Below are 24,192 nucleotides of genomic sequence, written 5' to 3'. Positions count from 1 at the left end.
CTGACTGGGCTAGGTTGCTGCTAGGCCACGCCAAGGATCGACAAGTAGCCGTTCCAGAGCTGATCGCCAAAAAGGATGCCGACCCAGGCGCCGGCGAGCATCCAGGGTCCGAACGGAATGCCACTCTTGCGCCCTGCTCGCCGGGTGAGGACTAACCCGAGCGCGAAGAGTCCGCCAAGCACGAATGCCGCGAATGCGCCGACTGCTAGCTCGCCCCAGCCTAGGAATCCGAGGAACACGCCAAGCACTCCGGCGAGTTTAACGTCGCCGAAGCCCATCCCGCCACGATAGGCCAAAGCGAGGGTGAGATATGCAGCCCAGAGAACGCTGAGACCCATCACGGCCCGCAGGAGCGATCCGAAATCGCCACCCAAGACCGCTGCCGTGCCAAAGAGGACGAGCCCAACCATGTAGGCGGGAAGCACGATCGAATTCGGCAGGCGCTTGGTGTCTGTGTCTATAAGGGCGAGCGTGACGCTGATCGCTGCCAGGTAAAGATACGCCACAAGCACAATGCCAGTCCCGACCGCCGTGGGCGAATGAAGTAAGCCCGCGCCGAACTTTAGGGCAACGACAGCGAAGAGCAGCGCCGTACCCAGCTCCACGAGGGGATACCGCACTGAGATCGTCGCCCTGCAGTCCCGACAGCGGCCGCCAAGGAACACCCAGGACAGGACGGGGATGTTGTCCCATGGCCGGATCTGCGCGCCGCACGACCCGCAAGCGCTCGGTGGAGAAATGATCGAGCGCCTCGCAGGCACGCGGAATATCACCACATTGAGGAAGGAGCCGATGAAGAGACCGAGGCTCCCGATGAGAAGGACTGGCACTCTAGGGGCCGCTCAGGTCGCGGATCGACACGACGGCACCGGGCTTGGGATAGTCGATCGGTGGAATAGCAAGGCCCGTGTTCAGATCGGCTCCGGCGATGCCTAAGGGCGCAAACACAAACGTGGGGTTGTTCTTGACTTCGCTGTAGGCGCCGGAGTAGATCTGGCCCTTCCATGTGAAGCCGTTCTTTCCTTCGAACGCACATGGCGTGTAGAGAAAGGCTTCGATCGGAGCGTCGATCGAGAATCCATTCTTGACGGTGAAATTCCCCTGATTGTAGGGTCCTCCGGTTTGGCAGGATGGCGTGTTCCCCAGTGTGTAGTCCGGTGTGATGAACCAGATTTTGTGCACGGCACTCGAGGACGAGGCGAAACTCAACGAGTTGACCCCGTCCCAGTTAAACTTCTGCCCGAAGATCACAACATCGCTCGTGAGCTTCACTGTCGTGTTGTTGCTTGCCGTCGGACCAGCAGCGCAAGCGAGGGCATTGATGATGACCGGCTTGCCGGGGATCGTACCGCCCAGCGTGCCATTTGGGAGTGCGCACCCGGTCAACGACTTGACTTCGTACGGAGCGCCCGTGCCATCGCGCCAATCACTTGGATTGTAACCAACCTCGGTCCATTGCGGAACCGCCGGCAGCACCGTACTCGCGACGATCTTTGTGTAAGTCCCACCTACCTTGCTCCCGGGGGGGGTGGGGCTCACGCTGCCAGCAGTCAGGTCATGCGCGATGCTCCCAGAGCCGAGGCTCGCAGAGCCGGTGACCCACGCACTGCCATTGACGGTGCATGTCTTGTTGAAGTCCAGATTCCCGACGATGAGCACGCTTCCGTTGATCACCGTGTTGTTCTTGTCACAATCGAAGTTGCCGTTCTTGATCATTAGACCGGCGCCTGTGCTTTCCGACAAGTCGAGCGTGGAATTGGACTCCACGACCCCGCCGCCGTATAGGTACATTCCGACTCCAGTCGGGACAACCCCCGGAGTGAGCCAGTTCACAACCGCTTCAACTTTGCTAGCATTTCCCGCGGTTTGACCAGCGACGCCAGTGGACTGCGCGGTGCCAGTGGACGTGACCCGAACCTGAGTAGTCGATGCCGTCGGACAACCGGGATGCCAGCCAGTGGCGTCGTATTGTTCGACGAGCGACGTGTAAACCGGCGCTGATGTCGAGACGTATTTTGCCGGTGTCGCCTGAGTAGCGCAATTGTTCAGGTGGGTTGTCGCATCCGGGAAGAGTCCCGCACGCGCCGCAGCAAGACCCGCCTCCGCGCTGCCCTGCGACTGCACTCCGGCGCGAGTTGCCGTTGAATACCCAAGCCCATAAACGACAGAATTCATTGCAACGGCGGTGAGGATCAGTCCCACAGCCATAACTCCGATGACCACTATGAGGGCCGATCCGCTTTCATCAGCGGATGCCCGTCTATCGCGTCGGTTCAGTAGCATGCTGGGCTCCCTGATGCTCCAGCGCGGCTTACTGCCGCGCTCGTAATACCGATCGGTGTTTGATTGGGCGACGCGCTCTTGAAGCTGACAGTGATTTGCTTCGGTGTTGCGCTGAAGATTGCCGTCCCTGTTAATGGGGTCACGCCGTCATCAAGAAGAGTCCAGGTCGCTAACTCAGTGGCAGTAGGCGGCAGAATCGTGGTGCTCGACCGCATTGAGCGAATGCTGCCCGCCCCGGATGAGGAGTAATACCAGGCCATGCAGCTCCATGTGACAGGCCCCGCAACCGTGGAAGCTGTGCGCGTGATGAGGAGCTGGTCGGTTCCACTCGGGTTGGTGAGTTGGAAATCAGATGAGTTGCGAATGCTCGAATCGATGGAGTCAACCGCAAGCTGGCCAGCACTTGTGGTTTCGTTCATTGCGGTGACCGTCTTCGAATTCTTCATCACGCTGATGAGCATTGCACTCGCGATTGCGAAGACGAGGACCAGGAGCATGCAGTAAACCAGAAGTTCGACGAGCGTAAAGCCGTCCTCAAATCTGTCCTGAGCGTCTGCGCTCATGGGCCCTCCACATAGACGAGGGTAGTGGCCGATGAGACTGCTACGCCCGTAGTGGCGGGCGAGACAGAAATTGTCACGGCGATTGGACGAGGGTAGCCGCCAACCGGGCAACTTGGTACCGTGCGAGTTACATTTAGCACGGCTCCGCGTGTGTCGGTCGTGCTGAATGCTGGGGCTGCAAGCGCGCCGCAGGTTATGCGCGACCGCGCATCTTCAAGCTGCTGATTGACGAGACCCGTGGCTGTCGCGAGCGTCGCGTTCATCGAAGCATTCTTGAGTCCGATAATGAGCATTGGGAGAATTGCCACCGAGACGAGCGCCAAGAGCATCATCGCGACCATGATTTCGATGAGGCTGATGCCGCTATCAGAGCGCTTCGTGACGCGCACGAAGTTACGGATTGTCCTCATGAGTCGTCTCCGTATGCACGGTATATAGGGAACGAACTGGATTGCGGGAGCGGCACTGAAGTGCCGCCCCCGCATCTAGGAAGGCAACAATGCGACGGCCTTCAGCGGCTTACTAGCCAGCGACAGTTGCTCCGGCTGCGGCGCAGACCAAGCCAGTTGTCGCCGTCGTTGAGTCTGTGATCGCGAAGTTCGCCCCGGAGGCACTGTGACCGGAGATGCAGAATGCAGTCGTGCCGTTGGTCGTGTATACGACCGCCGTTGTGCCGGTCGTGACTGCTACACCAGCAGGCGCCGCCGCGGGGAGGACTCCATTGCTCTGCGTTTGGGCGGCAACCACGGCCGTCTTGAAGTTGGTCAAGTCGGATTTGGTCGCACTGTCCTTGGCATTATTCTGGATGCCAAGGTATACAGGGATGGCGATTGCGGCGAGGATGCCGATGATGATGACGACGACGAGGAGCTCGATCAGGGTGAAGCCCTTTTCGTTCTCGTCTGATTTCCTGCGTACATTGAGTGCATTGAGTGAGCTTGTAAGCACGATGTGGTCCAATCCAGTTTGGTTAGCAAGGGAACCGGCCTGCAGGACCGATCAGGGCTTCACTGTATTAGCGGACGTCTTACAGATTCGACCCACAGAGGGGGGTGATTCCGCATGAACACGCCCCCCGTGAGGGGGATGAGTCACTTGATCGCGCTGGCAATGCCGAAGATCGGCATGTACAGGGCGATCACCATGCCACCGATGACGACGCCGAGGAATGCGATCATCAGCGGCTCGATCATGGCGGTGAGCTGCTCCGTAGCCGCCTGGACCTCGTCGTCGTAGAAGTCCGCGATTTTGTCCAGCATCACCTCGAGTGAGCCGGCATCCTCACCGACAGCGATCATCTGGGTGACCATCGGAGGGAATACCGGCTGCTGCAGGAGAGGCGCGGAAATCGAGTGGCCTTGGCGCACAGAGTCGGCGACCTCGTTGAGCGCATTTTCGATCACCCAGTTGCCGGAGGTCTCCCCGACGATCTTCAGCGCCTGGAGGATGGGTACGCCAGCGCCGATCATGTTGGAGAAGTTGCGGGCGAACCGGGCGACGGCGATCTTCTTCAACAGCATGCCGAAAACGGGCAGTTTCAGTTTGATCGGGTCGACGAACTTTCGCACCCGTTCAGTGTTCTTGTTCTTCTTCCACCAGACACTGAACGCAATGATGACCACGGCCAGCACAGGCACCACCCACACCATGGATTTGGAGAGGTAGACCAGAATCATGGTCGGGATGGGCAGCCCGCTGCCCATCCCTTTGAACATCTCCTCGAAGATCGGCACGATGAAGATGAGCATGATCATGACGGCCACGAGAGACATGAGCAGAACGATGACGGGGTAGGTCAAGGCCGACTTGATCGTATTGCGGAGCTTCACCTCCTTCTCGAAGTTCGCCGCGATCGACTCGAGCGCTCCGTCGAGGAAGCCACCGGTCTCACCAGCGCGCACCATATTCACCATGATCGGCGGGAACGATTCGCTGTGCTTGGCGAGGGCATCGGAGATCGCGGTACCGGTTTCGACGTCGTCGCGCACCTGCACGAGCAGTTTCGAGAGCGGTTTGCTCTCCGTCTGCTCGGCAAGGATGTTGAGGGCGCGGAGCAGCGACAACCCCGACCCGATCATGGTCGCCATCTGGCGGCTCATGATGGCGAGGTCCTTGAGACCTACGCCCTTGCTGAAGCCAGGGATGGAGATTTCCCGGCTGAGTCCGGTGCCTTCGGCCGTTGGCGTGATGGAGATCGGGGAGAGCCCCATCGCGTTGAGGCGGGAGGCGACCGCACCCTCGCTCGTCGCGTCCAGGGTTCCCTTGATGACCTTGCCGGCGGAGTCGCGCCCGCGATAGGCGTAGGCCTGCGCGGTGGGCATCAGTGGCCGTCTCGGGAGAAGGAGTCGCCGAAGTCGATGCCGCCGGAGGCGATCGCGCGACCGACGTCATCCGCTGGGGTCTCTGCCCTCTGGATCAGCTGTCCGATGGCGTCAGGCTCCTGCGCCTTCTCGAGGGCGGCCTCGCGCGTGATCTGGCCCGAGTCGACGAGGTCGGCGAGGTGCTGGTCCATGGTGTGCATGCCGAGGCCACGGCCGGCCTGCATCATCGACGTGATCTGGTAGGTCTTGCCCTCGCGGATAAGGTTGCCGATCGCGGGGGTCGTCACGAGAACCTCGGTGGCAACGACGCGGCCGCTTCCGCTGGCCTTCTTCACCAGGGTCTGACAGACGACGCCCTGCAGGGTGGCGGCGAGCTGTGCGCGAACCTGGCCCTGCTGGTGCGGCGGGAAGACATCTATGACCCGGTCGATGGTCTGCGCTGCGGACTGCGTGTGCAGAGTGGCGAAGACGAGGTGGCCGGTTTCCGCTGCGGTGAGTGCGACCGAGATCGTCTCCAGGTCGCGGAGCTCGCCGATCAGGATGACGTCGGGGTCCTGCCGCAGCACGTGCTTGAGCGCAGCGGCGAAGCTGTGCGTGTCGTGGCCGACCTCGCGCTGGTTCACCAGCGACTTCTGGTGCCGGTGCAGGAACTCGATCGGGTCTTCGACGGTCACGATGTGGTCAGCTCGGGTGCGGTTGACCAGGTCGATGAGCGCGGCGAGGGTCGTCGACTTGCCGGAACCGGTCGGCCCGGTGACGAGGACGAGTCCGCGTGCGAGCTTGGCGAACTGGTTGATGGATGCCGGCACCCCGAGCTCGTCTAGCGGCTTGATGTCCCGCGGGATGAGACGAAAAGCCGCGCCGACGGAGTTGCGCTGTTGGTAATAGTTGACGCGGAATCGGGCGCCGCCAGCGGTGTAGGCGAAGTCGAGTTCGAGTTCGCGCTCGAAGCGCTCGCGCTGGTCGGGCAGGAGCAGGCTGAAGAGAGCAGCCGTGACTTTCTCCGGCATCCATCGCTCGGCGCCCTCCATCGGCCTAAGACCGCCATCGACGCGGAGGCTCGGTGCGGCCCCGGCTGTCACGTGCAGGTCGGAGGCGTTCCGAAGCACGACCTGCTCGAGCGCCGCGACGAGGTCGGGATCGGCGTTGCCGAGCGCCGCGCGTTCCTCGTCGGTGAGCAGCGCCTCGGCCCGGGCTACCTGCGGGGCGATCGTGGGAACTGCCGCGCGGCGTGCCGCAGCCCGACCTTGCGAGGTGTAATCGTCGAGGGAGTAGACCTTGGTGGGCGGCGGCACCTCGTCGAAGGGGTCGGTTGGGCTCGGCGGAAGCCACTGGGTCTCGAGAGGGTCGACCACCGTGCGCGGCTCGACTACCTCCTGGGCGGCGAACTCGGCGAGCAGCGATTCCAACGTCGGTTCGGCATCCGCTGCCTTGGGTGTGACCGGAATCTCGTAAATTGGCTCGTCCATGAAGCCTCCCCTTTCAATGTCTGCCACTAAGCGACCACCCGCAGAATCTCTTCGACGGAGATGAGGCCCAGTTTGGCTTTCTCCCAGCCGTCTTCGCGGAGCGTGATCATGCCTTGCTCACGGGCCATCCGGCCGATTTCGGCGCTCGAGGCGCGGGTGACGGCGAGGCGTTCGATCTCCTCGGTCACGGTCATCACCTCGTGCACGGCGATGCGGCCGCGGTAACCGGTGTTGGAGCAGTTGGTGCAGCCGACCGGTTGATGGATCGTGGGCAGCGGCAGGTCGCGGTCGAACGAGAAGCGCAGCTTGGTGAGGTACTCGGCGTCAATGACCGCCGGCTGCTTGCACCGGTCGCACAGTCGGCGCGCGAGGCGCTGAGCCATCACGCTGTCGAGGGCAGAGCCGACCAGGAACGGTTCGATGTCCATCTCGGTGAGACGGGTGATCGCGCTCGGGGCGTTGTTGGTGTGCAGGGTGGAGAGCACGAGGTGCCCGGTGAGGGAGGCTTCGATGGCGATCTGAGCGGTCTCGTGGTCGCGAATCTCCCCCAACAGAACGACGTCCGGGTCGCTGCGGAGGATGGAGCGCAGCGCGCTGGCGAAGGTGAGGCCCGCCTTCGGGTTCACCTGAACCTGGTTGATTCCCTTCATCCGGTATTCGACCGGGTCCTCGACCGTGATCACGTTGATCTCCGGGCGAGCAACCGCGCCGAGGGTCGTGTAGAGTGTGGTCGACTTGCCGGAACCAGTGGGACCGGTGACCAGGATCATGCCATACGGCTTGCTGTAGGAAGTCTTGTAGGCCTCGAAGTTGTGCTCCAGCAGGGCGAGGTCACGCACGTTGAGACTGGTGTTGGAGTTGTCGAGGATTCGCATGACGACCTTTTCGCCCCACACCGTGGGGAGGGTCGCGACGCGGAGGTCGATCTTGCGCCCGCCGTGGCTGACCGACATGCGGCCGTCCTGCGGTTTGCGGCGTTCGGCGATGTCGATGTCGGCCATGATCTTGAGCCTCGAGATCACACCGTTCTGGATGCTCTTGGGCGCGCTCTGCATCTCGTGAAGCACGCCGTCGATGCGGTACCGCACCCGCATGTCGTGCTCGGCAGGTTCGATGTGGATGTCGGAGGCGAGGTCCTGAATGGCCTGGCTCACCAGCAGGTTCACGAACCGCACGATCGGCGCGTCATCGTCGGCGGTGTCCGTGGTACCGAAAGCGGATGCGTCGGCGGGCGCGTTCTCCTCCTCCATGGTGCTGGTGAGGTTGCTGAGTTCGTCGTCGGCGCGGTGGTACCGGGCGATCGCTGCGAGCAGGTCACCCTCGGCGGCGACGACCTGGAGGACCGGCATCCGTGCTGCTGCGCGTACGTCGTCGACGGCGAACACGTCGCCGGGGTCGACCATGGCGAGCACCAGCCGGCCGTTGTCGATGCTGATCGGCAGCACAGCGTGGCGGCGCGAGATGGCAGCGGACACCAGGGCGACGGCCATGCGGTCAACGGGGTAGTCGAGCAATTCCACGAAGGGAAGGCCCGCCTGTTGGGCGCGGGCCTTGGCGAACTGCACCTCGGTGATCACGCCCTTGGCGACGAGTTCACGCACAGCGCCTTCGTCGGCCGGGTCGCCGGCCATCAGGGTGTCCAGTTCCTCGATCGGCAGGAGGCCGTGGAGGATCAGGATTTCAGTCAGGGATGCCACACTAACCTCCCCCGGGCCGGGCATAGCTGCAGCTGCCCTCGGACGGTGCAGCGACGTAAGTCAGTGGCCCGAGGCATTACGAGTGGTGCTGGTAACGCGCAACAGTACCTCTGGTGTGCGGCGTGGGGATAGTCCCACGATCAGGGGGTGCGGGTGTCGGGTTCGGGCGGCGAACCACCCATTCGTTCTCAGCCGGCCGGTAGGATTGGTCGAGATTCTGGGGGTTTGCGTGCTGCATCGCTATAGTCCGGGTGCCGCTGACGATAGGCCCCGCGTCGCCACTGTGACCGGCTGGGCCGTGTGGGTGATGACGCTCATGCTCGCCGCGCATGCCGCAGCTCGTGTACTGCACGGTGACGGCTTCGACGCGGTCATCGACGGATGGATGGCTACCTCCACCAGCATTGCCACGGTCGTGGTTGCAGTAGTCGCGCTGTTTCAGAGACAACGGATGCGACCGGGGCTGCTTCTTGCGGCGGCGGCCGTTACGAGCTGGGCGGCCGCCAAGGCTTTCCATGTGCACGCTCTGGACGAGTCCGGCTCGCTGCCGGTACCATCGCCCGCCGACGCCGGCTACCTCACCTTCCATGTCCTCATGCTCGCCGCCCTGGTCAGACTCGTTCATCGACGGATACGGGGGCTGAGCCGTGCGGTGCTGCTTGACAGCGCCATCGGCGCGCTGGGCGCGGCATCCGTTCTCGCGGTTTTTCTCGTGCCGATGCTTGACGACAGCCTCGCGCGCTCGTTCTCGCTGGCCACCGTGATCGAGGTGACCTACACCGTGCTCGACCTCCTCCTGATCGCTGCGGTGGCGGGAATCGCAAGCGCGCATGGGCTGGACCGCGGACGGCACTGGATGCTGCTCGCCGGTGGCCTGGTCTTGTTCGCGGTCGCGGACATCGCCTACAGCCTCTTCGCTTCTGGATACGGTGTCGGTTCCTGGCCCGACCTCTGCTCCGCCGTCGGCCTGGCTCTCGTCGCCGGGTGGATCAGCCGCTCGGCGAGGAGCGAACAGGCCGGGCGTTCCACCCGGGCCGGCGGCCCAGAGCTGACCATTCCCGTCGCTTCGATGATCGCCGCAATCTGCATCCTGCTGGTGAGCAGCACCACTCGCGTGAACGGCGTGGCGGTCGTACTCGCCGGGGCGACACTGGCAGCCGCAGTTGCGCCGCTGGGTCTGCGCCAGTGGTATTTTCGGCGCCAGTCACGCACCGACGAGCTGACCGGCCTTCCCAACCGTCGCGCCTTCTACACGGACGTGCCCATGCGGATCGCTGCGAACCGCAATCGGACCGGTGCGCTTCTCATGCTCGACCTGGACGGGTTCAAGCACGTCAACGACAGCCTCGGTCACGACGTCGGCGATCAGCTCCTTGTCAAGGTCAGTCGACGTCTGGAACAGCAGCTGCATCGCGGTGGCCACCGCGGCAGCCTGCTCGCCCGACTCGGTGGTGATGAGTTCACGCTGCTGCTGACCGGTGTGGATGCTGACATGGCCACCACGTTCGCCCAGCACGTGTGCGACGCGCTGGCCGAGCTCTACTCGCTGGACGGTATCGCCGTGCATTCGGGTGCCAGCGTCGGAATCGCCATGTTCCCACAGCATGGCGAGACGCTGAGCCCGCTGCTCCGTAAGGCGGACCTGGCGATGTATAAAGCCAAGGCCGCGCGCACGGGGCATCACCTCTACGGCGACCTCGACGACGTCGACGGTGACACCCGCCTGAAAACCCTTGACGAGCTCCGAAACGCCCTGGCGGCCGGGCAGATGGTGGTGCACTACCAGCCGAAGGTCGATCTCAGATCCGGGTCCGTCACCGGGTACGAGGCTCTCGTGCGATGGAACCATCCGGTGCGGGGATTGCTCTTTCCCGATGCCTTCCTCGGGCTGATCGAAGAGGCGGGCCTGATCCGAGAGCTCACGCGAGTGGTCCTCGAACAAGCCCTCGACGAGGCCGCGTGCTGGCACGCGAAGGGCCACGCGTTCACCGTCGCCGTAAACCTGTCTGCCAGTTCGCTTGTGGATTCGGGTATGCCGCGCCGGGTCGCCGAGATGGTGGCGTCCCGCGGGCTGCCGCCCTCCGCGCTCACCCTGGAGGTCACCGAGGAATATGTCATCAGGAACGTGGACCGCGCACGTGTCGTGTTGACTGAGCTTCGCAGTCGTGGCTTCCGGATTGCAATTGACGATTTCGGCACTGGCTACAGTTCCCTCGCGTACCTCCGAGACCTGCCGATCGATGAACTCAAGCTTGACCGATCCTTTGTCAGCCCCATAACCGGTGATGCCCGCGCCGCGGCCCTGGTCTCGTCGACTATCGACCTGGCGCACGCCCTCGAGATGCAGGTGGTGGCCGAAGGCATCGAGTCAGCGGATGCCTACGGTCACCTGGCCGCTGCTGGGTGCGACCAAGGCCAGGGGTTCCACATGTCCCGAGCGATTCCGGCGGCCGAGATCGCAGGATGGCTGGGGCAGCGCCCCGGTGCGGAGCCTGCCGGCGCAGAGCACGCGAGCGCGGTGCGGAACGTCAGCGTGGGGTGACCCGGCGGCGCCGGTCGTTGCCCGCCCGCAGGTCGCGGTTGAGCCGGCGGTCGCCGTAGTAGAGAACGGACTCCCAGTCGATCTCTTCCGGCGATTTTGGAACAATCTTCGGTGCTTCCTGCTTCGGTTTCTTCGGTGACACGTACAGCCAGCCGAGCACGCCGAGGAACACGTCGACGATTGAGTTGCGCATTCCGACGTAAGCCCGGATCGCCCCGGCCGCCAGCACGGCGTTGAGCGCGGCGAATGCCACGTTGCCCCAGTTCTGGTCTTGCACGTTGCGCCATACGGTGAGCAGCGAGAAGGCGACGATGAGGTACGGCACCACGACGTAGAGCGCGGGAGCTGCCGTGCGGTTCTTCACTTTCGGCGTGCGCACGAACGGAATCTTCTCGCCGGTGAGGCCCTGCTGCATTGACTTGATGACGCCGGCCAGGTTCACCGTAAGCAACACCAGGTTGAAACCGTAGATGCGGAAGATGTCGCTGAAGCGGTGGCCGGAGTCCCGAAGGTCGCTTCCCATGGCCAGGAAGTAGGGCAGGGCGGCGATGAAGACGACCGGGCTCAGAAGCCGGCTGTCGTACGGGTAGGCCAGCAGGAACAGCAGCCCGAAGCTGGCCCAGGCGATGGACGCCATGTAGTTCACCCGCAGCAGCACCTCGCGGAACAGCACCCGTTCGCGCAGGGAGCGGCGCTGCGAGATCTGCTTCCAGAGTTTGGGCAGGATCAGGAGGCCACCGTTGGCCCAGCGGCGGCGCTGGACCACGAGCGCGCCGAAGTCGGGCGGGGTGGCACTGTAGCTGAGTCGTTCAGGGTAGTTCGAGAGGGTCCAGCCGTGCGTTCCGAGGTCGACGCTGGACTCGGTGTCTTCGATCACGGTGCGGTCCTGGATGTACGTGCGGATCTCGAAACCGCCGACGGTCTCCACCTCGACGATGTCTTCCAGGGCGCGTTTGCGGATGACGGCGTTCGCGCCGACCCAGAAGGTCGCCCCGTAGTAGGTCATGCCCTGGTGCAGGATGTGCTGGATGTCGGTGGTCGCGCCGGCGACTCGTTCGATGCGGGTCGGTGCGCCGCGGAAGGAGGAGTACGGCGTCTGGGTGACGGCCACCCGCTCATTGCCCGCGGATTCCAGGAAGTACGCCAGCCGCAGGCAGTAGTCGCGCAGCAGCAGCGAATCGGCGTCGAGGGTCAGCAGGTATTCGGTGTCGGGAATGATGAGGTCGGCGGGCTCGTCTTCCGCGACCTCGCGCAGGACCATCGCACCGGCCGCATCCTCGCGGTTCCAGCGGTGCCCCATCAGCGAAATGTAGGCGTTGAGGTTCATCGCCTTGTTCGTTTCGTGCGACAGGCTGGCGAACATCTTCCGCTCGAAGGTCTCGGTCTTCACGTTGAAGATCCAGCTGAGCCGCTGGTAGAGCTGGCCGAGTCGCTCGGCTCCGGGCGAGGCCTTCTGCGCGCTCGCAGCGTCCAGGGCGAGCAGCGTCAGGCGCAACTCCCGCGACAGGCCCATGATGACGAGGTCGACGAAGAACTCGTCCACGTGGTTCTCGACGCGTTCGGCCTCGGCCATCGTCTCGAGCCATCCGGCAGCCGCCTCGTATTCGGCGGAGACCCGGAGCAGTTCGTCAGCGGCATCCACGGAGTTCTGCATCCGTTGTCGGAAATCGGCCAGCGCCGAGTTCGCTCGCTCCGCCGGAGCGGAGAGGGCCAGCTCGATATCCGCCGCCAGCGCCCGGGTCTCTTCAAGCCGGGCGAGCACGGCGGGGTCGGTGGGGAAGGGCGGGTCGTCGAGCAGCAGCACAACAGTGAGGTCGGGGAATTCCTGCAGCGCCGCCGACCAGAGCGTGGCGCGCACCACTTGCGGTTCCTCGGCGTAGGAGGGAACCAGCACCGTGATGCCATCGTGGTAGTCGGTGAAGTGGCGGTCGAGTTCGCCGCGCGGTACCCGTATGTGGTTGGCGAACCGGTACAGCGCACCCTGCCGGGCAAGCAGGTACATGAGTGCCGAGAAGGTGAGGAACGTCACGACGACCAGGTAGGAGACCGTTTCAAGCTGGAACTGGAATCCAGCGTTGGGGTTGTCGGCCAGCTGCCGCAGCACTGTGGAGATGACGTAGAGGATCCAGGCCAGGATAGTCACCAGGATGCCCACCCGGCCAAGCAGGATCTTCCGCCGCGACGGCGTGGGGTGAACGATCGAGAGTGGCTCCGACCGGCGCTCGGCGCCCCACTGGCGCTTTCGGGTCGCGCCCCCCTCGGCAAGGGATGCGTCGGGGAGCGCACCCGGTTCTGAAGTGGCTATGGACTCTACAGACTCATCCGACAGCACTGATCGCTCTGGCATTGGTCCCCCGCGTCAACGGGAGGGACGCTCCGCCCGTGAATTCTGTGCGGGAAACTCACCCGGATGTGGGCCAGAGACTGTCCGCTCGTTGCCAGCATAATAGGAGGGCGCGCGCTTTCGCCGCGCGGCTTCGACTTCCGGCAATGGCGCCTCCTGACGTTCCAATCATCACAACCAGGACCGTGACCGGCACTTTCGTCGTTCGCGAAACCGTTTCCCGGGGTCCGCCTGTACCCCGCACTGGGGAGAACCTGTGTCACAACGCTTTCCTGGCCGCCGACTGTCCGTTCTGCGCGTCGTCGCGCTCTGCGCCGCACTCGCCGTGGTCGCCGCCGGGGCCGTCTTCGGCTGGACCCGTTTCGAAGACGCGCAAGCCGCATCCGCTTCACGCTCCTTCTTCTCCGGCTACGTCGACGTGACCGCGACGCCCACCTTCGCGTTCGAGGACGTCGCTGCCTCGAATGAGAAGAGCGTCGTGCTCTCGTTCATCGTCTCCGACCCCGACTCCGACTGCCGCCCATCGTGGGGCGGCTTCTACGGACTCGGCGAGGCCGGTCGGAGCATGGACGTCGACCGGCGGATCGCGCGCTTCGTGCAGAACGGCGGCGAGGTATCCATCTCGTTCGGCGGCATGGCGAATTCCGAGCTGGCGACGACCTGCACCGACCCGGTGAAGTTGAAGAGCGCCTACCGGCAGGTCATCGACCGGTACGACATCACCAGGATCGACCTCGACGTCGAGGGCGCCGGCCTGAGCGACGCCGCGGCCGGTGTGCGCCGAGCCGAAGCCATTGCTGCGATCCAGAAGGAGCAGGCCGCCGCGGGCACGAGCCTGGACGTGTGGCTCACCCTGCCGGTGGCCCCGACCGGACTGACCGATAAAGGCACCACCGCCGTGGCCCAGATGCTCGCGGCCAAGGTCGATCTCACCGGCGTGAACGTGATGACCATGGATTTCAACTCCGGCATCACGACCTCGGCGGGCATGCTGGACGCCTCTATCAGCGCCGCGCAGGCCACCCACAAGCAGCTTGCCGTGCTCTACACAGCCGCCGGCTTCGACCCGGGCGACAGGACGCTCTGGCGGAAGATCGGGCTCACCCCGATGATCGGCCAGAATGACGTGCCGAGCGAGGTCTTCGGCCTCGACGCGGCGCGGGGGCTGAACACGTTCGCGCGGCAGACGGGCATCGGCAGGGTTTCGATGTGGTCGCTCAACCGCGATGCCACCTGCGGCGCCAACTATCCCGATGTGAAGCGGGTCTCCGACGCCTGCAGCGGAGTAGAGCAGGGTGATGCGCGCTTCGCTAAAGTGCTGGCGAGCGGGATCACCGGGACGCCGTTCGCTGCGCCGGCCACGCGGACCGCGGAACCGTCGGTCGCCCCCGTGGTCGACGACCCCGCGACCAGCCCCTATCCGATTTGGACGCCGGAGGCCACGTATGTTGCCAAAGACCGGGTGGTGTGGCACGGCAACGTCTACGCCGCAAAGTACTGGACCCTCGATGACCTGCCCGACAACCCCTCCATGCGCGCCTCCGAGACGCCGTGGGAGCTGATCGGCCCGGTGCTTCCGGGCGACAAGCCGCAGCCGGTGATTGAGGTGCCCGAGGGAACGTATCCGGACTGGGTCGCCTCCGCCGTCTACGAGAAGGGCGACCGGGTCATGTTCGGCGGTCGGATCCTCGAGTCCAAGTGGTGGAACCAGAGCGACAGCCCGCAGGCGGCCCTCGAAGGGTCGAATAGTTCGCCGTGGATGAAGCTCAAGGACGAGGAAGTCACCAAGATCCTCGCCGGCAAGTAGCAATCGCGCCCGTCCACGCAGCGAAGGCGGAACGAGCCGGACAGAGGCGACAGTTCATCCGGATTCCGCCGACGGATGCTCAATCCAGCCGGTTTGGGCTGCATCGAGGGGCGGTGCTGGCTGCGGGACCGCGGCTACGCGTCGCCGAAGACCGTGCCGACTATGTCGTGGGTATAGCCCTCTGGGCTGGTGTTCACCCATTTGGTCGCGAACCACAGCCCCTCGCGGAGGAAGTGCGATTCGCCCCAGCTAGAACCGTCGGCGGTCACCTCGGTGACACAGCGGAGGCCCTTGATCTCCTCGAAGCACGAGTAGCCGAGGCCGCTCATGCGTTCGGTGACGCTCGCCTGCTGCGTCTCGGTGATTTCGGCGACGTTCGTGGTGAGTCCAACATCGCCGCCGCCGGACGCCTTGGCCCAGATGCAGGTCACGGACGTGGTCGCCTCCAACACCGTCTCGAGCCCGTCGTCCTCACCGCGGTACCGGATGGCTCCGCCGGCCGGGTCCTGGGTCCACGCGGGGTTGAGCACAAGCAGCGGACTCAGCTGAGCGGCCCAGTCTGTCGTGTAGATCTCGGCACACGACGACGGATGCCTCGGGTCGACGCCCGCGGCATCCGTTGCAATCGGCGTGGGCGTCGCGTTGCCGGTCGCGGGGATCAGCCGGAGACGACGACGGGGCGGCGCTGCGGTAGGGGAGGTGCTCATCGGACGGTGCCCTTCGGAGGTTCCGTCAAACTTATCCGGTAGGCATCACCCGTTCGCGACCACCCGTTCGAGCTCACCTGTTCGCCACCCCCCGTTCCCGAAATGAGCGGTTGCGGAAGGACACGTTCGACGGATCGCGGCATTGACGGTCGGCCAGGCATCCGCCACACTGAGCACAACCGCGCGGGGTGCGCGATCGCACACATGAATACAGCCGCCGGAGGACCACGTGAGAACAGCGCCGATGATCGCCGTCGCAACGGTCACCATCGCGGGTGTCGTCCTCGCTGGCGGCGCTGCCTTCGCCTCCACCGGGCTGCCGGAGACCGGAAGGGTCGGATCGTCAACCGACATCGCCGCGCCCACACCGGTACCCACCGACGATTCCACGTCGGACAGGCCGCAGGCGAAGAAGAACGGCCGCAGCCAGGACGTCGCCGCGATGCCGCGCGACGCGGCCAAGGATGCGTCGAAGGTGAAGGGCGCCGCGACGGGCAAGCGGGTCTCGGAATGGGCCAAGACGCACGCCAACAAGAAGGCGCACAAGCCGAAGAAGGCCAAGAAAGTCGCGGAAGCGCCGAAAGACTCGGTCTCGCCGTCCTCTCCGCCGATTGTGCCCGAGCATGGCAACGGCAATCCGAACGGGAAGACCAACGGGAACGGGAAGATCAAGTCCGACTCCGACTGAGCCGTTGGCATCCGCTTGCGCTGAGGATTTGGCCACGCGCAGCGGGCAGGCCATCCGCGCGTGGCAAAATCCTCAGCGCGAGCGAACGGGGACGCAGCGCGGGCCAACGGGGACGCAGCGCGGGCCCACGAGGACGCAGCGCGGGCGCAGGGGACGCAGCGCGAACCCACGGGGACGCAGGATGGCCCCCTGCCGAAGCAGGGGGCCATCCGAACTAACGGAAACCGTTAGTTGTAGGTGCCGGGCGTGAAGTCGTCCGAGTTGAAGCTGTCGAAGTCGACGAAGCTCAGGTCACCCTCGTTGAAAGCCGCCTCATCCGTGAAGATGCGGTTCGGGTAACGCTCAGCCTTGGCTTCCTCTGTCGCCTCGACAGTGACGTCGCGGTAACGGGGAAGACCGGTGCCGGCCGGGATCAACTTACCGATGATCACGTTCTCCTTGAGGCCCATCAGCGGGTCGCTCTTGCCTTCCATGGCCGCCTGGGTCAGAACCCGGGTGGTCTCCTGGAAGGAAGCGGCCGACAGCCACGACTCGGTCGCCAGCGAAGCCTTGGTGATACCCATGACTTCCTGACGGGCCGAAGCCGTCTTCTTGCCCTCGGTCAACGCGGCCCGGTTGAGCTCGTTGTACTTCAGGCGGTCGACCAGCTCGCCGGGCAGCAGGCCGGTGTCGCCGTGCTCGACGACGGTCACCTTCCGCAGCATCTGGCGAACAATGACCTCGATGTGCTTGTCGTGGATCGGAACACCCTGTGACCGGTAGACATCCTGCACGCCACCGACGAGGTGCTTCTGCACCTCACGGACACCCTTGACCCGAAGAACTTCCTTCGGGTCGACGGCGCCGACGATGACCTGCGTACCGAGCTCGACGTGCTGTCCGTCCTCCACGAGGAGGGTCGAACGCTTGAGCACCGGGTAGGCGATGGCTTCGTCACCGTTGTCGGGGGTCAGGATCACCTTGCGGCTGCGATCCGTGTCCTCGATCGTGATGCGACCGGCGGCCTCGACGATGGGCGACGCACCCTTGGGGGTACGGGCTTCGAAGAGTTCCTGCACCCGGGGCAGACCCTGGGTGATGTCGTCAGCGGATGCCGACCCACCGGTGTGGAAGGTACGCATGGTGAGCTGCGTGCCGGGTTCACCGATGGACTGCGCGGCGATGATTCCGACGGCCTCACCGATGTCGACGAGCTTGCCGGTGGCGAGGGAGCGGCCGTAGCAGACAGCACACACACCGACCGCGGACTCACACGTCAGCACCGAACGAACCTTGATGTTCTCAACGCCGGCTTCGACGAGCTTGTTGATCAGCACGTCTCCGACGTCGTCGCCGGCCTGGGCCACAACCTCACCCTTGGCGTTGACCGCGTCGGCGGCCAGGCTGCGGGCGTAGACCGCGTTCTCGACGTTGGAGTCGCGAACGAGGGTTCCGGTGGAGTCGACGGCGGCGATCGGCAGGTCAAGACCCTTGGTCGTTCCACAGTCGTCCTCGCGGATGATGACATCCTGCGAGACGTCCACGAGACGACGCGTGAGGTAGCCGGAGTCCGCGGTTCGCAGAGCCGTGTCGGCCAGACCCTTACGAGCACCGTGAGTAGCAATGAAGTACTCGGCGACGGACAGGCCCTCGCGGTAGCTCGAGATGATCGGGCGAGGGATGATCTCACCCTTCGGGTTGTTCACCAGGCCTCGCATACCGGCGATGTTGCGCACCTGCAGCCAGTTACCGCGGGCACCGGAGGTGACCATGCGGTTGATGGTGTTGTCTGCCGGGAAGTTCTCCTGCATGGCCGCTGCGACGTCTTCCGTCGCACGGGTCCAGATCTGGATGAGCTCCTGGCGGCGCTCGAGGTCGGTGGTGAGACCCTTCTCGAACTGTGACTGCACCTTGGCGGCCTGCTTCTCATAGCCGGCAACGATCTGCGGCTTGTTCGGCGGGGTCAGGATGTCGCTGAGCGCGACGGTCACACCGGAGCGCGTGGCCCAGTAGAAGCCGGCGTCCTTGATGCGGTCCAGCGTCGCGGCGACTTCCACCTTCGGGTAGCGCTCGGCAAGGTCGTTCACGATCTGGGAGATAGTGCCCTTGTCCGCCACCTTCTCGAAGTAGGGGTAGTCGGCCGGAAGCGCCTCGTTGAAGATTGCGCGGCCCAGGGTGGTGTTCACCAGTACGGTGCCCACGGCCTTGCCGGTGCCTTCCTTCACGTCGACCAGTTCGACGCCATCGGGCTGGGTGCCCTCGGTGAAATACTCGTCGGTGAGACGGATGCGCACCTTGGCGTTCAGGTCGAGCGACTTCTGATCGAACGCGAGGATCGCCTCAGAGGTCGATGAGAACGCGCGGCCTTCGCCTTCGACGCCTTCCTTGAGCGTGGTCAGGTGGTGCAGACCGATGATCATGTCCTGGGTGGGCAGGGTCACCGGGCGGCCGTCTGACGGCTTCAGGATGTTGTTCGATGCGAGCATCAGGACGCGGGCCTCGGCCTGCGCCTCGACGGACAGCGGCAGGTGCACTGCCATCTGGTCACCGTCGAAGTCGGCGTTGAACGCGGCACACACGAGCGGGTGCAGCTGGATGGCCTTACCCTCAACAAGCTGGGGCTCGAAGGCCTGGATGCCCAGGCGGTGCAGCGTGGGCGCACGGTTCAGCAGCACGGGGCGCTCCCGGATGATCTCCTCGAGCACGTCCCACACCTGCGGACGGCTCCGCTCGACCATGCGCTTGGCCGCCTTGATGTTCTGGGCGTGGCTCAGGTCGATCAGGCGCTTGATCACGAACGGCTTGAACAGCTCCAGCGCCATCTGCTTGGGCAGACCACACTGGTGCAGCTTCAACTGCGGGCCGACGACGATGACCGAGCGTCCCGAGTAGTCGACCCGCTTGCCGAGCAGGTTCTGGCGGAACCGACCCTGCTTGCCCTTGAGCATGTCGCTCAGGGACTTCAGGGCGCGGTTGCCGGTACCGGTGACGGGGCGACCACGACGACCGTTGTCGAACAACGCGTCAACGGCCTCCTGCAGCATCCGCTTCTCGTTGTTCACGATGATCTCGGGAGCACCGAGGTCAAGCAGGCGACGCAGGCGGTTGTTGCGGTTGATCACACGACGGTAGAGGTCGTTGAGGTCGGAGGTCGCGAAGCGGCCACCATCGAGCTGCACCATCGGGCGCAGCTCCGGCGGGATCACCGGGACGACGTCGAGCACCATCGCGGCCGGCGAGTTGCCGGTCATGATGAACGCGTTGACCACGCGCAGTCGCTTGATCGCACGGATCTTCTTCTGGCCCTTGCCCTCAGAGATCTGAAGGTGCAGGTTTTCGCTCTCGGTGACGAGGTCGAACGCCTCCAGGCGCTTCTTGATGGCCTCGGCGCCCATGAACGCCTCGAAGTACATGCCGAAGCGGTCCTGGAGCTCGTGGAAGACCGAGTCCTCAGGCTTGAGGTCGCCGACCTTGAGGGTGCGGAAGTCTTCCCACACGCGCTCGAGGTGGGCGATCTGCTCGTCGATCGACTTGCGGGTCTGGCCCATCTCCTTTTCGGCGGCGTCCTTGGTGCGCTTCTTCTGGTCGCTCTTGGCGCCTTCGGCCTCCAGGGCTGCGAGGTCGGTCTCCAGGCGCTGCATGCGGTCCGCGATGCGGGTGTCGCGCTGGCCTTCGAGGGTCTTGATCTCGAGGCGAAGCTCGTTCTCAAGGCCCGGCATGTCCTGGTGGCGCGCGTCTTCGTCAACCGTGATGACCATGTACGCGGCGAAGTAGATGACCTTTTCGAGGTCCTTCGGAGCCATGTCCAGCAGGTAGCCGAGGCGCGACGGGACGCCCTTGAAGTACCAGATGTGGGTAACCGGGGCGGCGAGCTCGATGTGGCCCATCCGCTCACGGCGCACCGACGACTTGGTGACCTCTACGCCACAGCGCTCACAGACGATGCCCTTGAAGCGCACGCGCTTGTACTTGCCGCAGGAGCACTCCCAGTCCCGGGACGGTCCGAAGATCTGCTCTCCGAACAGGCCGTCCTTCTCGGGCTTGAGCGTGCGGTAGTTGATAGTTTCGGGCTTCTTGACCTCACCGTGTGACCAGCGACGGATGTCGTCGGCGGTAGCCAGGCCAATGCGAAGCTCGTCAAAAGTTGTTACGTCGAGCAATTTCTCTCCTTGGAAAGTTTTCGAGTCTCTTCTGGGCCTGGTTTAGATGTCGTCGATCGACGACGACTCAAACCGGGTGGAAATGTTGATGCCGAGTTCCTCAGCGGCGCGGAAGACTTCGTCATCCGTGTCGCGCAGGCTCACTGCGGTGCCATCGGCCGAGAGCACCTCGACGTTCAGGCAGAGCGACTGCATTTCCTTGATCAGAACCTTGAAGCTCTCGGGGATGCCGGGCTCCTGGATGTTCTCGCCCTTGACGATCGCTTCGTAGACCTTGACGCGGCCGAGGATGTCGTCGGACTTGATGGTCAGGAGTTCCTGCAGGGCGTAGGCGGCTCCATATGCTTCGAGCGCCCACACCTCCATCTCACCGAAACGCTGTCCACCGAACTGCGCCTTACCACCCAGCGGCTGCTGCGTGATCATGGAGTACGGGCCGGTCGACCGGGCGTGGATCTTGTCGTCGACGAGGTGGTGGAGCTTCAGGATATACATGTATCCCACTGACACCGGACGCGGGAACGGCTCGCCGGAACGGCCATCGAACAGCATGGTCTTTCCGGTGCGGTCGATCATGCGGTCGCCGTCGCGGTTCGGGATCGTCGAGTCCAGAAGGCCCTCGATCTCCTGCTCCAGCGCGCCGTCGAACACCGGGGTCGCAACCTTGGTGCCCGGCTCGGCGCTGTGCGCGGCCTCGGGGAGCTTGGAAGCCCACTTGGGCTTGCCGTCGACCTTCCAGCCCTGCTTTGCGATCCAGCCGAGGTGAGTCTCCAGGACCTGCCCGAAGTTCATCCGGCCGGGGATGCCGAGCGGGTTGAGGATGATGTCAACCGGGGTTCCGTCGGCGAGGAACGGCATGTCTTCGACCGGGAGGATCTTGGAGATGACGCCCTTGTTGCCGTGGCGGCCGGCGAGTTTGTCGCCCTCGGTGATCTTGCGCTTCTGGGCGATGAACACGACAACGCGCTGGTTGACGCCAGAGCCGAGCTCGTCGTCGCCGTCCTGCGAGTCGAACACCTTGACGCCGATGATCGTTCCACGCTCACCGTGGGGAACCTTGAGGCTCGTGTCACGGACTTCGCGGCTCTTCTCGTTGAAGATGGCACGCAGCAGGCGCTCCTCGGCGGAGAGCTCGGTCTCGCCCTTCGGCGTGACCTTTCCGACCAGGATGTCGCCGGGGCGAACCTCGGCGCCGATGCGGATGATGCCGCGCTCGTCGAGGTCGGCCAGCAGGTCAGGCGACACGTTGGGCAGGTCGCGAGTGATCTCTTCCTTGCCCAGCTTGGTGTCGCGAGCGTCGACCTCGTACTCCTCGATGTGGATCGAGGAGAGAACGTCGTCCTTCACCAGGTTCTGGCTCAGGATGATGGCGTCCTCGAAGTTGTGACCCTCCCACGGCATGAACGCCACGAGCAGGTTCTTTCCGAGCGCGAGCTCACCGTTGTCGGTGGCGGGGCCATCTGCGATGACCTCTCCAGCCTCAATGCGGTCGCCCGCGTTGACGATCACGCGGTTGTTGTAGCTGGTGCCCTGGTTGGCGCGGTCGAACTTACGCAGGTAGTAGTCCTGGGTGCCACCCTCGTCGAGTTGCACAGTGACGACATCCGCTGACACCTCCATCACCACGCCGGCCTTGTCGGCGGTGATGACGTCGCCGGCGTCGATGGCTGCGTAGCCTTCCATACCGGTACCCACGAGCGGGCTGTCACTGCGGAGCAGCGGCACAGCCTGGCGCTGCATGTTGGCACCCATGAGTGCGCGGTTCGCGTCGTCGTGCTCGAGGAACGGGATCAGGGAGGTACCCACCGACACCATCTGGCGCGGCGAAACGTCCATGTAGCCGATTTCGTCGTGCGGGAAGAGGTCGACCTCGCCGCCCTTCTTGCGGGCCAGGACACGCTCTTCAGCGAAGTGGGCGTCCCGGGTCAGCGGCGCGTTGGCCTGGGCGACGATGTACTCGTCTTCCTCGCTCGCGGTGAGGTAGTCGATGGTCTCGGTGACGATTCCGTCGACAACACGGCGGTACGGGGTCTCGATGAAACCGAAGGAGTTGATCCGCGCGAACGAGGCGAGCGAACCGATCAGGCCGATGTTCGGGCCTTCCGGGGTTTCGATCGGGCACATGCGGCCGTAGTGGGACGGGTGAACGTCTCGCACCTCGACGCCTGCGCGGTCACGGGACAGACCACCCGGGCCCAGCGCCGAGAGGCGACGCTTGTGCGTCAGGCCGGCGAGGGGGTTGTTCTGGTCCATGAACTGGCTCAGCTGGCTGGTTCCGAAGAACTCCTTGATCGCGGCGACGACGGGGCGCACGTTGATCAGGGTCTGCGGGGTGATCGCTTCGATGTCCTGCGTGGTCATGCGCTCGCGGACGACACGCTCCATGCGGGAGAGGCCGGTGCGAACCTGGTTCTGGATCAGTTCGCCGACGGCGCGGATGCGACGGTTGCCGAAGTGGTCGATGTCGTCCACGTCGAGACGGATGTCGACCTTCTTGCCCTCACGGGTTCCCGGCAGGGTGGTGCGGTTGTCGTGCAGCGCGACGAGGTACTTGATCGTGCCCAGGATGTCCTGGAGGGTCAGCACCGAGTCGGTCAGCGGAGCCTCGAGGCCGAGCTTGCGGTTGATCTTGTAGCGACCGACCTTGGCCAGGTCGTAGCGCTTCGAGTTGAAGTAGAAGTTGTCCAGCAGGGCGCGGGCGGCCTCGGCGGCAACCTGCTCGCCCGGGCGGAGCTTGCGGTAGATGTCCTTGAGGGCTTCTTCCTTGGTGAGGATGTTGTCCTTCTCCAGGGTCAACTCAATGGACGGGTAGCCCTTGAACTCCTCGAGGATCTCTTCGCTGGTGAGGCCGAGGGCCTTGAGGAAGACCGTCACGGACTGCTTGCGCTTGCGGTCGATGCGCACACCGACCTGGTCGCGCTTGTCGATCTCGAACTCGAGCCAGGCGCCACGGCTCGGGATGACGCGGGCGGAGTAGATGTCCTTGTCGGACGTCTTCTCCTGCTGGCGCTCGAAGTAGACGCCGGGGCTGCGGACCAGCTGCGACACGACGACACGCTCGGTGCCGTTGATCACGAAGGTGCCCTTGGGGGTCATCAGCGGGAAGTCGCCCATGAACACGGTCTGGGTCTTGATCTCACCGGTGAGGTGGTTCATGAACTCGGCGTTCACGTAGAGCGGTGCGGAGTAGGTCTTGCCCTTTTCCTTGCACTCGTCGATGGTGTACTTTTCCGGCTCGAGCTCCGGGTTGGTGAAGGACAGCTGCATCGTTTCGCCGAGGTCTTCGATCGGAGAGATCTCTTCGAAGATTTCGTCGAGGCCGGTGCGGCTCGGGAGGTCTTGGCGACCTGCCTTCTGCGCCTCGGTGACGCGCTGCTTCCAGCCGTCGTTCCCGACGAGCCAGTCAAAGCTCTCGGTCTGCAGTGCGAGCAGATCCGGAACAGTGAGAGTATCGGTGATCTTTGCGAACGAGAGACGCTCTGCTGAGCGGCCGTTCTTGGGTGAATTGGTGGATGCGTTGCGCGCAGCAGCCAAGGAAATAACCTCCGTGGACCCCGTCAGGTCTAGTTACTGTTAGTAATGGAGAACTCCACAGACCCTCTGAGGTCGTGAAACCTGGGGGAGAGATGTGC

General features: G+C 64.2%; 15 protein-coding genes. 3 read left to right on the top strand and 12 right to left on the bottom strand.

Annotated elements, in window-relative coordinates:
• Nucleotides 1-20: 20 nt before the first annotated feature.
• The 8 genes from AB4Y94_RS11130 to AB4Y94_RS11095 all read right to left on the bottom strand — a co-directional run bounded on the left by AB4Y94_RS11130 (nucleotide 21) and on the right by AB4Y94_RS11095 (nucleotide 8,333).
• Nucleotides 21-830 (bottom strand): prepilin peptidase, encoded by an 810-nt coding sequence (locus AB4Y94_RS11130; RefSeq protein WP_441727889.1) that lies wholly within the window; start codon nucleotides 828-830, stop codon nucleotides 21-23.
• A 1-nt stretch (nucleotide 831) separates the two neighbouring features.
• Entirely contained in the window at nucleotides 832-2,202 is a 1,371-nt protein-coding gene (locus tag AB4Y94_RS11125) for a hypothetical protein (RefSeq protein ID WP_441727888.1), read from the bottom strand.
• A 71-nt stretch (nucleotides 2,203-2,273) separates the two neighbouring features.
• Nucleotides 2,274-2,846 carry a PilW family protein gene (locus tag AB4Y94_RS11120; RefSeq protein ID WP_441727887.1) on the bottom strand — a complete coding sequence of 191 codons (573 nt, stop codon included), beginning with the start codon at nucleotides 2,844-2,846 and terminating at the stop codon, nucleotides 2,274-2,276.
• Entirely contained in the window at nucleotides 2,843-3,256 is a 414-nt protein-coding gene (locus AB4Y94_RS11115) for a type IV pilus modification PilV family protein (RefSeq protein ID WP_441727886.1), read from the bottom strand. The genes AB4Y94_RS11120 and AB4Y94_RS11115 overlap by 4 nt, the downstream gene beginning before the upstream one ends.
• Before the next feature lie 112 nt (nucleotides 3,257-3,368).
• The gene (locus AB4Y94_RS11110; RefSeq protein ID WP_441727885.1) at nucleotides 3,369-3,806 is read right to left on the bottom strand and encodes a type II secretion system protein; all 438 of its coding nucleotides are present in this window, start codon (nucleotides 3,804-3,806) and stop codon (nucleotides 3,369-3,371) included.
• A gap of 131 nt (nucleotides 3,807-3,937) precedes the next feature.
• Nucleotides 3,938-5,167, bottom strand: a complete 1,230-nt coding sequence (locus tag AB4Y94_RS11105) for a type II secretion system F family protein (RefSeq protein ID WP_441727884.1) — start codon at nucleotides 5,165-5,167, stop codon at nucleotides 3,938-3,940.
• Complete coding sequence (locus AB4Y94_RS11100; RefSeq protein ID WP_441727883.1) at nucleotides 5,167-6,636, bottom strand: type IV pilus twitching motility protein PilT; 1,470 nt, start codon at nucleotides 6,634-6,636, stop codon at nucleotides 5,167-5,169. Before AB4Y94_RS11100 ends, AB4Y94_RS11105 begins: the two co-directional genes overlap by 1 nt.
• 26 nt (nucleotides 6,637-6,662) lie before the next feature.
• Nucleotides 6,663-8,333, bottom strand: coding sequence for a GspE/PulE family protein (locus AB4Y94_RS11095; protein WP_441727882.1), 1,671 nt, complete (start codon nucleotides 8,331-8,333; stop codon nucleotides 6,663-6,665).
• 283 nt (nucleotides 8,334-8,616) lie between these two features.
• On the opposite strand from AB4Y94_RS11095, the gene AB4Y94_RS11090 reads away from it, so the two are divergent.
• Nucleotides 8,617-10,875, top strand: a complete 2,259-nt coding sequence (locus AB4Y94_RS11090; protein WP_441727881.1) for a putative bifunctional diguanylate cyclase/phosphodiesterase — start codon at nucleotides 8,617-8,619, stop codon at nucleotides 10,873-10,875.
• Here the strand turns inward: AB4Y94_RS11090 and AB4Y94_RS11085 are convergent.
• Complete coding sequence (locus AB4Y94_RS11085; RefSeq protein ID WP_441727880.1) at nucleotides 10,862-13,222, bottom strand: glycosyltransferase family 2 protein; 2,361 nt, start codon at nucleotides 13,220-13,222, stop codon at nucleotides 10,862-10,864. The genes AB4Y94_RS11090 and AB4Y94_RS11085 overlap by 14 nt on opposite strands.
• 253 nt (nucleotides 13,223-13,475) lie before the next feature.
• Between AB4Y94_RS11085 and AB4Y94_RS11080 the strand changes: the two genes are divergently transcribed.
• The gene (locus tag AB4Y94_RS11080; protein WP_441727879.1) at nucleotides 13,476-15,026 is read left to right on the top strand and encodes a chitinase; all 1,551 of its coding nucleotides are present in this window, start codon (nucleotides 13,476-13,478) and stop codon (nucleotides 15,024-15,026) included.
• Nucleotides 15,027-15,160: 134 nt separating this feature from the next.
• On the opposite strand, the gene AB4Y94_RS11075 is transcribed toward AB4Y94_RS11080, so the two are convergent.
• Nucleotides 15,161-15,733: a hypothetical protein gene (locus AB4Y94_RS11075; RefSeq protein ID WP_441727878.1), complete on the bottom strand. Its 573-nt coding sequence runs from the start codon at nucleotides 15,731-15,733 to the stop codon at nucleotides 15,161-15,163.
• A 229-nt stretch (nucleotides 15,734-15,962) separates the two neighbouring features.
• Between AB4Y94_RS11075 and AB4Y94_RS11070 the strand changes: the two genes are divergently transcribed.
• Nucleotides 15,963-16,421 (top strand): hypothetical protein, encoded by a 459-nt coding sequence (locus tag AB4Y94_RS11070; protein WP_441727877.1) that lies wholly within the window; start codon nucleotides 15,963-15,965, stop codon nucleotides 16,419-16,421.
• Nucleotides 16,422-16,648: 227 nt separating this feature from the next.
• Here the strand turns inward: AB4Y94_RS11070 and AB4Y94_RS11065 are convergent, their stop codons facing one another.
• Together AB4Y94_RS11065 and rpoB are read right to left on the bottom strand one after the other, a co-directional pair.
• On the bottom strand, nucleotides 16,649-20,560 hold the full coding sequence (locus AB4Y94_RS11065) for a DNA-directed RNA polymerase subunit beta' (RefSeq protein WP_441727876.1): 3,912 nt from the start codon (nucleotides 20,558-20,560) through the stop codon (nucleotides 16,649-16,651).
• A gap of 42 nt (nucleotides 20,561-20,602) precedes the next feature.
• Nucleotides 20,603-24,094 carry a DNA-directed RNA polymerase subunit beta gene (rpoB, locus tag AB4Y94_RS11060; RefSeq protein ID WP_441727875.1) on the bottom strand — a complete coding sequence of 1,164 codons (3,492 nt, stop codon included), beginning with the start codon at nucleotides 24,092-24,094 and terminating at the stop codon, nucleotides 20,603-20,605.
• Nucleotides 24,095-24,192: the final 98 nt, after the last annotated feature.

The organism is Glaciibacter sp. 2TAF33 (assembly GCF_052114945.1).
Lineage (GTDB): Bacteria > Actinomycetota > Actinomycetes > Actinomycetales > Microbacteriaceae > Cryobacterium.
Note: the sequence above shows the minus strand (reverse complement) of the source record. Positions and strands in the feature narration are given on the sequence as shown.